Origin of the sequence: Streptomyces monomycini (genome assembly GCF_022271435.1) — a bacterium.
Taxonomy (GTDB): Bacteria; Actinomycetota; Actinomycetes; order Streptomycetales; family Streptomycetaceae; genus Streptomyces; species Streptomyces monomycini.
The window spans coordinates 1-12,314 of sequence record NZ_JAFIQY010000065.1 but is presented as its reverse complement, the minus strand read 5'-3'; the positions used below and the strand labels follow the sequence as shown (position 1 = coordinate 12,314).

8 protein-coding genes are annotated in these 12,314 nt (G+C 71.6%); 5 read left to right on the top strand and 3 right to left on the bottom strand.

Annotated features, from left to right (window positions below; all coding sequences use genetic code 11):
- Positions 1-12: 12 nt before the first annotated feature.
- The 3 genes from JXZ78_RS38470 to JXZ78_RS38460 all read left to right on the top strand — a co-directional run bounded on the left by JXZ78_RS38470 (position 13) and on the right by JXZ78_RS38460 (position 4,266).
- Positions 13-2,205, top strand: coding sequence for a TerD family protein (locus tag JXZ78_RS38470; RefSeq protein ID WP_238783673.1), 2,193 nt, complete (start codon positions 13-15; stop codon positions 2,203-2,205).
- Positions 2,206-2,567: 362 nt separating this feature from the next.
- Positions 2,568-3,572, top strand: coding sequence for a TerC family protein (locus tag JXZ78_RS38465; protein WP_030023539.1), 1,005 nt, complete (start codon positions 2,568-2,570; stop codon positions 3,570-3,572).
- 235 nt (positions 3,573-3,807) lie between these two features.
- Positions 3,808-4,266, top strand: coding sequence for a lamin tail domain-containing protein (locus JXZ78_RS38460; protein ID WP_030023538.1), 459 nt, complete (start codon positions 3,808-3,810; stop codon positions 4,264-4,266).
- Positions 4,267-4,399: 133 nt separating this feature from the next.
- Here JXZ78_RS38460 and JXZ78_RS38455 read toward each other — a convergent pair whose 3' ends face one another.
- The 3 genes from JXZ78_RS38455 to JXZ78_RS38445 form a co-directional block, all read right to left on the bottom strand.
- The gene (locus JXZ78_RS38455; RefSeq protein WP_030023536.1) at positions 4,400-5,056 is read right to left on the bottom strand and encodes an MBL fold metallo-hydrolase; all 657 of its coding nucleotides are present in this window, start codon (positions 5,054-5,056) and stop codon (positions 4,400-4,402) included.
- A gap of 9 nt (positions 5,057-5,065) precedes the next feature.
- The gene (locus tag JXZ78_RS38450) at positions 5,066-5,836 is read right to left on the bottom strand and encodes a maleylpyruvate isomerase family mycothiol-dependent enzyme (protein WP_030023535.1); all 771 of its coding nucleotides are present in this window, start codon (positions 5,834-5,836) and stop codon (positions 5,066-5,068) included.
- Positions 5,837-5,992: 156 nt separating this feature from the next.
- Positions 5,993-7,870 carry an FAD-dependent monooxygenase gene (locus JXZ78_RS38445; protein ID WP_033039441.1) on the bottom strand — a complete coding sequence of 626 codons (1,878 nt, stop codon included), beginning with the start codon at positions 7,868-7,870 and terminating at the stop codon, positions 5,993-5,995.
- 54 nt (positions 7,871-7,924) lie between these two features.
- On the opposite strand from JXZ78_RS38445, the gene JXZ78_RS38440 reads away from it, so the two are divergent.
- The gene (locus tag JXZ78_RS38440; protein WP_030023532.1) at positions 7,925-8,626 is read left to right on the top strand and encodes a TetR/AcrR family transcriptional regulator; all 702 of its coding nucleotides are present in this window, start codon (positions 7,925-7,927) and stop codon (positions 8,624-8,626) included.
- 465 nt (positions 8,627-9,091) lie between these two features.
- Positions 9,092-12,169, top strand: coding sequence for an excinuclease ABC subunit UvrA (gene uvrA / locus JXZ78_RS38435; RefSeq protein ID WP_033039435.1), 3,078 nt, complete (start codon positions 9,092-9,094; stop codon positions 12,167-12,169).
- The last annotated feature ends 145 nt before the right edge of the window (positions 12,170-12,314 follow it).

Here is a 12,314-nt window from a genome sequence, read left to right as displayed (position 1 = left end):
GGGGGAACGACGATGACGGCCGAGCTTGTCCGAGGGCAGAACCACCCACTGGACCGGACGCGTGTGGAGATCAGGATCGCGGCGGGCGGGCCCGTCGTCGCGGGGGTGACGCTCGCCGACGAGCGGGGTGGTCTCGCGGGCGCCGAAGCGGTGGCCCACCCGGGCGCGCCGCGTCGCGACGGCGTCGAGGTGCCCCGGCAGGCCGCCGCCGAGCACCGGATCGCGGTGGACCTGGACGCGCTGCCCGCGGCCGTGCACCGGGTGAGCGTGCTGCTCGCGCTGCCCGTCGGCATCGGCGGCCCGGCGGTCTTCGGCGCGGCGGCGGCACCGTTCGTCGCCGTCACGGGCCTGGACGGTACGGAGCTGGCCAGCTACACGCTCGTCGACCTCGACGCCGAGACCGCCGTCGTGGCGGTGGAGCTGTACCGCAGGCAGGGCGCCTGGAAGGTACGGGCCATCGGGCAGGGGTACGCGGGCGGGCTCGCCGCGCTGCTCCAGGATCAGGGCCTGCCGCAGGCCACGGGCACGGGACTGGCCTCGGAGATCCAGGAAGCGGTACGCAGCGGCCACGCGCGTTCGGTACCGGTCCCCACCGCGTCGCCCGGCGCCAGCTCATCGCGCCACCCCGCCGCCTCACCCGGCCCCGCCGCCTCACCCGGCCCCGCCGCACCACCCGGCCCCGCCGCACCACCCGGCCCCGCCGCACCACGCGACCCTGCCGCGCCGTCCGATCCCACCGCACCGTCCGACTCCGCTGCCTCGTCCGACCCTGCCGTGCCGCCCATTTCAGCCGCCTCACCCGGCCCCGTCGACTACCGGCACCCGAAACGCCGTACCTCGCCCCCGCAGCCCCGCCAAGGCGCCCCAGCGGCACCATCTCCCACACCCGCCACACCCGCACCCGCACCTGCCTCGCCCCCTGCCTCCACCCCCACCGCAGCCCCGCCCGGCGAGGCGCGCCCCGCCGGTCCGGTAGCCGGTGACGCCGCCGGCCGGACCCCGGAAGAGCGGCTCTACAACCAGGTCTGGGGCATGTTCGAGGACCTGTCGCGGACGGTCGCCGCCTACCGCAGCGCCATGGACTTCGCCCAGTCCCGCCTGGCGAAGGAACTGGACGCCGTCAACGCCGACCCCCGCAACCGCATGGGAGCGGCCGCCGAAGCGGCGCGTGCCGCCGCGCACGACAAGCACGCCCGCCTCGCGGCCCAGGCCCGCGAAGTGCTCGACCGCGATCTCGCCCAGCTCACCGCCGAAGCCGAGGTGGTCGAGCCCGCCCTGCCCCCGGCCTTCGCCGCCTGGAGCAGCCCCGTCTGGCAGGGCTACCGGCCGCCGGAGGAGTACCCGACGGCGGTGCGGCTCGGTGATCTGCGTCTGCCGGAATGCCCCGACCTGCGCATTCCCATGCTGGTACGGCTGCCGATGAACCGCGGTCTGTGGATCGACAGCGGGCGTCCGGAGACGTTCACCGGCGCGGAGACGGCCGACGGCGCGTTCGGGAGCGCCTTCGACCTCGACGGCCTCGAAGGGCTCGACGGTCTGGGCGGCGGCCCGGACGGGACCGAGCCGCTCGACGCGGCCGAGGTGCGGCGCCGGGCGGTCGACACGGCCGTCACGCTCGCCGCCCGCCTGCTGGCCGCCCACCCGGTCGGCGAACTCACCGTCCACGTCATCGACCCGGCCGGCTCGGCGGCGCCCGCTCTGGCGCCGCTGCTGGAGACGGGCGCGCTCCGCGAGCCTCCGGCCACCGGCGCGCAGGGCGTGACCGCGGTGCTCGGCGAACTGACCCGGCGCGTGGACCTCGTACAGATGGCGGTCCGCAACCAGGCCGCGGAAGCCCTGCCACCGGACCTGGACACCGCCGAGCAGCTGCTGATCGTCCACGACTTCCCGCACGGTTTCGACGACCGCGCCGTCAACCAGCTCCGCTACCTGGCGGACGAGGGCCCGTCGGTCGGCGTGCACCTGCTGATGGTCGCCGACCGGTCCGAGGCCCGGGAGTACGGGCCGGTGCTGGACCCGCTGTGGCGTTCCCTGCTGCGCGTGACGCCGGTGCCGGACGCCCACCTCGCCGACCCCTGGGTCGGGCACGCCTGGACGTACGAGCCGTCGCGCGTGCCGGACGGCAGCCGGGTGCTCCGCAAGGTCCTGGGCGACCTGGCGGAGGCCCGCCGGTCGCAGGGCCACAGCCGGACCCGCGAGCGCTGACCACACCGGGGCAGGCGGCAAAACCGGGGGACCCGGGGAATCCGGGGAAGTGCGCGATCTCATGCCCTGTCCGCGCCCCCGCCGCACCCACGGTCAAGCCCTTGCCCCCACCCGCCACCCCCTCCGCAACCCAACCTGACCAGCGCATTTACCCAACTCTTTACTATTCATTGCCCTTCCTTTACTCTTGTGGTGCGGAGGGGAGTATTCCTGCGCGACGTCCCCGTCATCACGGATCGCACCACTGACGAGATCCCGGGGCGTCGGCCCGTCTCGGGGAGCGCGGCACCAGCGCTCTCGGGTGGAAGAGACCTCCGGCAGCGACGACGCTGTTAGTGCCGTACGACTCTGCCGGAGGAGCAGTGGACGTTTCCCTGACCCTGTGGGTGCTGACCATCATCGGTCTGTGCGCCCTGATCACCGCCGATTTCTTCATCGGCGGCCGAAAACCCCACGAGGTCTCCCTCAAGGAGGCCGGTGTCTGGACCGCCGTGTGGGTCGCTCTGGCCGCGCTCTTCGGACTCGGGCTGTTCGTCTTCGGCGGCGGGCAGCCGGCCGGCGAGTTCTTCGCGGGCTTCATCACCGAGAAGTCGCTGAGCGTCGACAACCTCTTCGTCTTCGTCCTGATCATGGCGAAGTTCGCGGTGCCGACGATCTACCAGCAGCGGGTGCTGATGGTCGGTGTGCTGATAGCGCTCGTGCTGCGCGCCGGGTTCATCGGCGCGGGCGCCGCGATCATCGCCAACTTCTCGTGGGTCTTCTACATCTTCGGCGCGTTCCTCATCTGGACGGCCTGGAAGCTGATCAAGGAGGCCCGTGCGGAGGAGCAGGACGAGGAGTTCGAGGAGAACCGCTTCCTGAAGATGGTCGAGAAGCGGTTCCCGTCGACCGACAAGTACCACGGCACCAAGCTGTTCGTCGTCGAGAACGGCAAGCGCCTGATGACGCCGATGCTGATCGTCATGCTGGCGATCGGCACCACCGACGTCCTGTTCGCGCTGGACTCGATCCCCGCGATCTTCGGCCTCACCCAGGACCCGTACATCGTCTTCACCGCCAACGCCTTCGCCCTGATGGGCCTGCGGCAGCTGTACTTCCTCATCGGCGGTCTGCTGAAGAAGCTGGTGCACCTCTCCTACGGCCTGTCGATCATCCTCGGGTTCATCGGCGTGAAGCTGGTGCTGCACGCCCTGCACGAGTCGGGTGTGAGTGTTCCGGAGATCAGCATCCCGGTCTCGCTCGGCGTGATCTGCGCCGTCCTCGTCGTCACGACGATCACGAGTCTGCGGGCCTCGAAGAAGCAGGCCCGCGCGAACGCGGAGGCCGCCGGGACGAAGGAAGATGCCAAAGACGCCGTGGACGTCTGACCGGCTGTCCTGAGGGGCGGTCCCACCGCTCCGGCGCGTTCGGGGAGGTCCGGCGGGTGCACCGCGGGGCCTCCCCTGTACGTACGGGCATATGCGTACGTCACGTATGCGCCCTCCGTGCGCCCGCGCCCCCACGGCCCCGTACAGTGCGCGCATCGTTGGCCGCGCGCCCCGAGGGAGACCGTCGCCCCACCGGCCACGGCCCGACCGGCGCGCACTGTCCCGAGGGGGGACCATGCGTCATCACACCAAGGCGGCCGCCGCAGCCGCACTCGCGATAGCCACCACGGTCGGAGGACTCGTCACGGCGGCACCGGCGTCCGCCGCCGGGTCCGTGCACCTGACGAAGATCTACTACAACAGCCCCGGCAACGACAACGGCTCCAACGCCAGCCTCAACGCCGAGTGGGTGCAGATCAAGAACTCCACCTCGCGCGCCGTCAGCCTCAAGGGCTGGAAACTGACCGACGCTTCCCGGCACACGTACACCTTCGGCACGTACAGCCTGGGGGCGGGGAAGACCGTGACGGTGCACACCGGCAAGGGGCGCGACACGGCGGCCCACCGCTACCAGAACAGCCGCGCCTACGTGTGGAACAACACCAAGGACACCGCGACCCTCAAGAAGCCGTCCGGCGCGCGCGTCGACAGCTGCGGCTACAACAACGCGCGCCGGGCCTTCGTGAACTGCTGACGGAACGGCCGCCCGGACCGATCCGCCGTGAACTGCTGACGGGAAGGCCGTCCGCCGGTCCGCTGACCGGGCGGGCGGCCCGCACCGCGGACCGGCGCGGACGGGCGACCGCCCCGCCGGCCCTTCCGGCCCGTCACCAGCCGCGTGCGCGCCACTCGGCGAGGTGCGGTCGCTCCGTGCCCAGCGTGGTGTCCGAGCCGTGCCCCGGGTAGACCCAGGTCTCGTCGGGCAGCTGGTCGAAGAGCTTGGCCGAGACGTCGTCCAGAAGGCTGGCGAACCGCTCCGGGTCGTCCCAGGTGTTGCCGATGCCGCCGGGGAAGAGGCAGTCGCCGGTGAAGACGTGCGGGTGCCCGTGCGGGTCGTCGTAGACCAGGGCGATGCTGCCCGGCGTGTGTCCCGCCAGGTGGCGGGCGGTCAGCCGCACTTCGCCGACCGTGAGGGTGTCGCCGTCCTCGACGGGCACGTCCGTCGGTACGGGGATGCCCTCGGCGTCGTACCGGCCCGCGTACGTACGGGCCCCCGTCGCGTCCACGACCTCGCGCAGCGCGCCCCAGTGGTCACCGTGCTGATGGGTGGTCACCACGGAGGCGATGCCGTCCTCGCCGATCAGGCTGAGCAAGGTGTGCGGATCGGCGGCGGCGTCGATCAGCAGCTGCTCGCCGGTCGCGCGGCAGCGCAGCAGGTAGGCGTTGTTGTCCATGGGGCCGACCGCGACCTTGGAGATCATCAGGTCGGCCAGCTCGTGCACGTCGGCCGGTCCGCCGACCTTCACTGCTCCCGTGTAACTCATGAACCCACCCTAAAGCGGCGGAAGGGCCGGAAGGGGGCCGCCCCGGGTGTCGAGGCCGGTGCCTTTGCCCCGGCCGGTGAGCCAGCCGACCAGTTCGGTGGGGGACCCGGACACCACCAGGTACGGGACGTCTCCGGTGTCCTCGGTGACCCTGCCCGTGTGCTCCGTACGGCCGGTCCGCCACCGCCGCCCGTCGGGGGTGCGCAGTTCCACGGCCGGTACGTCGACGTGTCCCGCGAACTTCTTCCCGGTCAGGAACGCCAGTTCGGCGTCGACGAAGGCCGTCGGCAGCTGCTCGATGCCGTAGCCGACCCCGAGGTCGATGCGGTGCAGCTCGACCTCGGTCAGCCGGCGGAACGGCAGCCGGGCGGCGCGTTCCAGGACGCCGTTGCGCATCTCCAGCTCGTACTGCCGACGAGCGGACGGCAGCGCCGCCGCTGCCGCGTCGAAGCGCTCGGCGCTGGTCCGCAGGTCGTCCAGGTGTACGGCGAGCGACCGGTCGGCGCCTTCGGCGATGTCGGCGTCACGGGCCTCGGCACTTGCGTACATCGGGGTACGGACGCCGGTACGCGCCCAGGTCAGCAGGTTGACCAGGGCGTCGGCGTTGCGTGCCACGTGGGCGAGCAGATGGCCGCGGGTCCAGTCGGGCAGCAGAGACGGTTCTCCGATCGCCTCGTCGTCCAACTTGCCCACGTCGACGAGCAGTCGTTCGGTCGCCTCACGGACGGAGACGGTGTCCTGTGCGAAACCCGGCGCGGAGTCGGGCACGTTGTCGGTCATGGTCCGAAGCTAGCGCCGCGGCGGCGTCTGCGGGAGTCGGCCTGCACGGATCCGGGCGTACGCGGGAGGGCGTACGCGGGCGGCGCGCGCGGCGTGTGGGCAGCTCGGCGGGCCTGGCCGGGCCGGTGGGAAGCCGGTCCGGCCGTGCCGCGTCCGTCATCCGGCCGCGGTTCCAGGAGTGCCGAACCACCGCCGCAACGCGTCGTCGAGGGCGCCGGGTCCCTCTGCCGTGCGGATCTCGGCAGCCGGCGTACGGGTGGCGGTTGCCACACCAGCCGTACCGGTCACACCGGTCACGTCGGACACACCAGCCGCACCGGCCGTACGGACCGGAGCGGTACCCGCGCTTGCGGACACCACAGCCTCCCCGCCCCCGGCCTCGGCACCCCCGGCCTCGGCGTCCGCCCCTTGCCCGTCCTGCCACGCGTCCGTACCGGCGGCCCAAGCCGTGTTCCCGTCCGGCCGTACCAGCAGCGCGGCCAGCTCCGGACGGCCCGCGCAGCGGCCGGTCACCACGCGCACCCGCCCCGCGTACCCGGCGGCGCACTCCGCGGCCTGCCGGGCCGTCTCCGGGTCGTCGGTGAGGACGAGCAGCAGTCCCTGCCCGTCCCGGAGGTGGCCGGCGAGCCTGCTGCCGTCGGCCAGTTCCAGGTCGGGGGCGCTGCGGCCGGTCAGCGGGTGGTCGCCGGGCAGGTCGTAGCCCTGCCACACGCCGGAGATCTTCTTGACGAAGTAGGTGGTGCCGGTGACGGTGCCGATCAGGTCGCGGACCACCTCGCGCAGCGCACGGGCGTGCGGCTCCGGCCGCATCATCGCGATCTGGGCGCGGGTCCACTCCAGCACCCACGCGCCGATCGGGTGCCGCTCGGCGGTGTAGGTGTCCAGCAGTCCTTCCGGGGCGTGGCCGTGGATCGTCGCGGCCAGCTTCCAGCCCAGGTTCATCGCGTCACCGATGCCCAGGTTCAGCCCCTGGCCGCCGAACGGCGAGTGCACGTGCGCCGCGTCGCCGGCCAGCAGGACGCGCCCGGAACGGTAGTCGGGGACCTGGCGGGCGTTGTCGGTGAAGCGGGTGGCGGTGAGCACCTTGGTGATCGTCACGTCGGTCCCCGAGGTCCGGCGCAGGCTGGTCTGCAACTCCTCCAAGGTGATGGGGGCGTCGCGGTCGGCGGGCGGGCCGTCGAACTCGACGGTGAGGATGCGGCCGGGCAGCGGGCCGTGGGCGTAGATGCCGGTCGCCGTCTCGTTCCAGCCCGCGCCGAGCTTCTCGGACCCGGTCAGCTCCACCATCGCCTGGTGGCCGGTGATCTCCGGGGCGGTGCCGGGGAAGGGGAACCCCGCGAGCCTGCGGACCGTACTGCGCCCGCCGTCGCAGCCGACCAGCCAGCCGGCCTGAAGCGTCTCTCCCGCTGTCTCTCCCGCACCCTCCCTCGCTGCCTCTCCAGCCGCTTCTCCACCCGTGTGGCCGCCCTGGGGACCCTCCGCGCCGTCGGCCCCCGCGACCGGGCGCAGGCGCACCGTCACGCCGTCGTCCGCCGCGTCGAAGCCGGTGAGTTCCACTCCGCGGCGTACCACGACGCCGAGTTCGGCGGCGCGTTCGGCGAGCAGCCGTTCGAGTGCCAGTTGGGGTACCAGCCCGACGTCACCGGCCGGTCCGGCGTCGTGGAAGCCGGGGTCGGACGCGTCCAGGAGTTCGGCGGGCAGCATGATGCCCGCGAAGTGCCCGGCGAACTTCGGCGCCGCGCGCGCGGGCGTCGCCCCGGCCGCCTGTCGCTGCCGCATGAAGGAGCCGAAGCGGCCGAGTGCCTCCTTCTGCACCTCGGCGAGCGCGGGCAGCAGTCCGCGGCGGTAGAAGGCCTCCGCGCTGGGCGTGTTGACGGCCCCGGCCTTGATCGTCTCGTCCGGTGCGGTCAGCCGCTCCAGGACGACGACGCGCACCCGGCGCAGGGCGAGTTCGCAGGCGAGCATCAGTCCTACGGGGCCGGCGCCCGCGATCACCACGTCCGGGCAGGTGTCGGTGCCGCCGGTTGTCTTCATGTCCATGCGTCGAAGTGTAGTCACTAAAAATTTGTTTCGGCTAAAATTTTGGTTATGGCTGACGGTACGGAGAAGAGCGGGCGGCGCGGCGTACCTCGGGCGGCCGCGGACGGCGGCGGGCTCTCGCTGCGCGAGCTCAAGAAGATCCGGACCCGCGAGCGGATCTCCGGCGAAGCGACCCGGATGTTCGTCGAGCGCGGTTTCGACCACGTCACGGTCGCCGAGGTCGCCCGCGCCGCCGAGGTCTCGACGATGACGGTCTTCAACTACTTCCCCCGCAAGGAAGATCTCTTCCTGGACCGCGTCCCCGAGATCGTGGAGCTGGCGACGCGCGCCGTGCGGGAGCGGGGGGAGGGGTGCTCGCCGCTGGAAGCGCTGCAGGGCCTGGCGCTCGATCTGCTGGAGCGGCGGCACCCGCTCGCCGGGGTGGGGGAGTGGGTCGGCTACTGGTGGCGGGTGCTGGTGGAGTCGCCGGCGTTGATGGCGCGCGGGCGTGAGGTGCTGGAGGAGTTCGAGGGCACGCTCGCCGGGCTGTTCGCGGAGGCCGAGGGTTCCGGTCCGGACGCGTACGGGCCGAGGATGGACGCGGCGCTGACCGTGGCCGCGTACCGCTCCGTGTACGCGACGGTCGTCCGGCGGCAGCTCGCGGGGGCTCCGGTCGAGGAGATCGCCGCGGAAGAGGGGGAGCTGCTGCGGCACACGTTCGAGGTGCTGTCACGGGTGGTGCGGACGGGGCCACCGGTGCGCGAGGCCTGAAGCGCCGGACGGCCCCAAGAAATCGAACAGCACCCGCTCGGCGCCCTCCTCGGCCGTGACTTCGGACACCTTCGCCACGCTTCCCTCCGGTGCCGGTTTCCCACCGCGGCGGCCCTGGTACCGGAGGGAACCAGGAACACCGGACGGGCGTGGGTGAAGGGGGGTACGGCCTGTGGGTGATCGCGAGGAAGAGACGCGGACCGCCGCGCGTTGACATCAGCGACCACACGTTCGGGTGAAGCGGTGCGACAGACCCCGCAATTCGAATGCGCGTGCTATAGGCTCGTGTGTGGCATCAATAAGACATCGCCGCGGCAGCCCCCATACCCTGGGGCGGGGGCTCGCCCAGTTTCCGTGCCCATCAGGCTCGGCGCCCGGACGACCGGGTCGCCCGACCGCCGCCGTCAGGGCCGCACGCAGCTGGGCCGCGGCCTCCCGCCCCTCTCCAGAAAGGTGCCGACCGGCGTGGCCGACCGTCTCATCGTTCGTGGCGCTCGCGAGCACAACCTCCGGAACGTCTCGCTCGACCTGCCCCGAGACTCCCTCATCGTCTTCACGGGGCTCTCCGGCTCGGGCAAGTCCTCGCTCGCCTTCGACACGATCTTCGCCGAGGGGCAGCGCCGCTATGTCGAGTCGCTCTCCTCCTACGCCCGGCAGTTCCTCGGGCAGATGGACAAGCCCGATGTGGACTTCATCGAGGGCCTGTCCCCCGCGGTCTCGATCGACCAGAAGTCGACCTCGCGCAACCCGCGCTCCACGGTCGGCACGATCACCGAGGTCTACGACTACCTCCGTCTGCTGTTCGCCCGGATCGGCAAGCCGCACTGTCCCGAGTGCGGCGACCCGATCGCCCGGCAGTCGCCGCAGGCCATCGTCGACAAGGTCCTGGAGCTGCCCGAGGGCAGCCGCTTCCAGGTGCTGGCCCCGCTGGCGCGCGAGCGCAAGGGCGAGTTCGTCGACCTCTTCTCCGACCTCCAGACCAAGGGCTACAGCCGTGCCCGCGTGGACGGGGAGACGATCCAGCTCTCCGACCCGCCGAAGCTCAAGAAGCAGGAGAAGCACACGATCGAGGTGGTCGTCGACCGCCTGACCGTCAAGGACAGCGCCAAGCGGCGGCTGACCGACTCCGTCGAGACCGCGCTCGGCCTCTCGGGCGGCATGGTCATCCTCGACTTCGTCGACCTGGCCGAGGACGACCCGCAGCGCGAGCGGATGTATTCGGAGCACCTGTACTGCCCGCGCGACGACCTGTCGTTCGAGGAGCTGGAGCCCCGCTCGTTCTCCTTCAACTCGCCCTTCGGCGCCTGCCCCGACTGCACCGGCATCGGTACGCGCATGGAGGTCGACCCCGAGCTGATCATCCCGGACGAGGAGAAGTCCCTCGACGAGGGCGCCGTCCACCCCTGGTCGCACGGCCACACCAAGGAGTACTTCGGCCGGCTGGTCGGCGCGCTCGCCGACGCCCTCGGCTTCCGTACGGACATCCCGTGGGCCGGGCTGCCGCAGCGCGCCAAGAAGGCGATCCTCAACGGCCACCGCACCCAGATCGACGTGCGCTACCGCAACCGCTACGGCCGTGAGCGCTCGTACACCACCGCGTTCGAGGGCGCCCTGCCGTTCGTCAAGCGGCGCCACCAGGAGGCGGAGAGCGACAGCAGCCGCGAGCGCTTCGAGGGCTACATGCGCGAGGTGCCCTGCCCCACCTGTGAGGGCACGCGCCTGAAGCCGATCGTCCTCGCCGTCACGGTCAAGGGCCGCTCGATCGCCGAGGTCTCGGCCATGTCGATCAGCGACTGCGCAGACTTCCTGCGCGAGATGAAGCTGGACGCCCGCGAGAAGAAGATCGCCGAGCGGGTCCTCAAGGAGGTCAACGAGCGGCTGAAGTTCCTGGTCGACGTCGGCCTGGACTACCTCTCGCTGAACCGTGCCGCGGGCACCCTCTCCGGCGGCGAGGCCCAGCGCATCCGGCTCGCCACCCAGATCGGCTCCGGCCTGGTCGGCGTGCTGTACGTGCTCGACGAGCCGTCCATCGGCCTGCACCAGCGCGACAACCACCGGCTCATCGAGACGCTGGTGCGCCTGCGGGACATGGGCAACACCCTCATCGTCGTCGAGCACGACGAGGACACGATCAAGGTCGCCGACTGGGTCGTGGACATCGGCCCGGGCGCCGGCGAGCACGGCGGCAAGGTCGTGCACAGCGGCACGATGAAGGAACTCCTGGCGAACAAGGAGTCGGTCACCGGGCAGTACCTGTCCGGCAAGAAGGCCATCGTGACGCCCGAGGTGCGGCGGCCCGCCGACCCGAAGCGGCAGCTGACGGTGCACGGCGCGAAGGAGAACAACCTCCGCGACATCACCATCTCCTTCCCGCTCGGCGTGCTCACCGCGGTCACCGGCGTCTCCGGCTCCGGCAAGTCCACCCTCGTCAACGACATCCTCTACACCCACCTGGCGCGCGAGCTGAACGGCGCCAAGTCGGTGCCGGGCCGCCATGTGCGGGTCGCGGGCGACGACCTCGTGGACAAGGTCGTGCACGTCGACCAGTCGCCCATCGGCCGTACGCCGCGCTCCAACCCGGCGACTTACACCGGTGTCTTCGACAACATCCGCAAGCTGTTCGCGGAGACGATGGAGGCCAAGGTCCGCGGCTACCTGCCGGGGCGCTTCTCCTTCAACGTCAAGGGCGGCCGCTGCGAGAACTGCGCGGGCGACGGCACGATCAAGATCGAGATGAACTTCCTGCCGGACGTGTACGTGCCGTGCGAGGTCTGCCACGGCGCGCGCTACAACCGGGAGACCCTGGAGGTCCATTACAAGGGCAAGTCCATCGCCGAGGTGCTGGACATGCCGATCGAGGAGGCGCTGAGCTTCTTCGAGGCCGTGCCGACCATCGCCCGGCACCTGAAGACGCTCGACGAGGTCGGCCTCGGCTACGTCCGGCTCGGCCAGTCCGCGCCGACGCTCTCCGGCGGTGAGGCGCAGCGCGTCAAGCTCGCCTCCGAGCTGCAGAAGCGTTCCACGGGCCGTACGGTCTACGTCCTGGACGAGCCGACCACCGGTCTGCACTTCGACGACATCAGCAAGCTGATCAAGGTGCTGTCCGGCCTGGTCGACAAGGGCAACTCGGTCATCGTCATCGAGCACAACCTCGACGTGATCAAGACTGCGGACTGGATCGTGGACATGGGCCCCGAGGGTGGCAACGGCGGCGGTCTGGTCGTCGCCGAGGGCACGCCGGAGGAGGTCGCGGCGATCCCCGCCAGCCACACCGGCAAGTTCCTGCGCGACATCCTGGGCGACCGGGTCAGCGACGCGGGACCGGCCACGGCCGGCGGGGCGAAGAAGCGCGTGGCGCGGAAGACCGTCGCCGCGACGAAGGCCCCGGCCAGGAAGGCCGTCTCCGCGAAGACGGCCACGAAGGCATCCGCGACGAAGGCGACGGCCAAGAAGACGGCCGCCGAGCCCGCGGCGGCCAAGACGGCCAAGTCCGCCGTCAAGAAGACGGCGGCCAAGAAGGCGACGCGGGCCCGCAAGGCCTGACGGCCCCTCCGTCGTAGAACGGGCCGCCGTCCACTCGGAGGAGTGGACGGCGGCCCGTTCGCGTGCCGCGTGCCGCGTGCCGCGTGCCGCGTGCCGCGTGCCGCGTGCCGCGTGCCGCGTGCCGCGTGCCGCGTGCCGCGTGCCG

Excerpts from the sequence above, each read along its gene's own strand:
- JXZ78_RS38470 (WP_238783673.1), top strand. The coding sequence starts at position 13 with ATGACGGCCGAGCTTGTCCGAGGGCAGAACCACCCACTGGACCGGACG.
- JXZ78_RS38460 (WP_030023538.1), top strand. The coding sequence starts at position 3,808 with ATGCGTCATCACACCAAGGCGGCCGCCGCAGCCGCACTCGCGATAGCC.
- JXZ78_RS38455 (WP_030023536.1), bottom strand. The coding sequence starts at position 5,056 with ATGAGTTACACGGGAGCAGTGAAGGTCGGCGGACCGGCCGACGTGCAC.
- JXZ78_RS38450 (WP_030023535.1), bottom strand. The coding sequence starts at position 5,836 with ATGACCGACAACGTGCCCGACTCCGCGCCGGGTTTCGCACAGGACACC.
- JXZ78_RS38445 (WP_033039441.1), bottom strand. The coding sequence starts at position 7,870 with ATGAAGACAACCGGCGGCACCGACACCTGCCCGGACGTGGTGATCGCG.
- JXZ78_RS38440 (WP_030023532.1), top strand. The coding sequence starts at position 7,925 with ATGGCTGACGGTACGGAGAAGAGCGGGCGGCGCGGCGTACCTCGGGCG.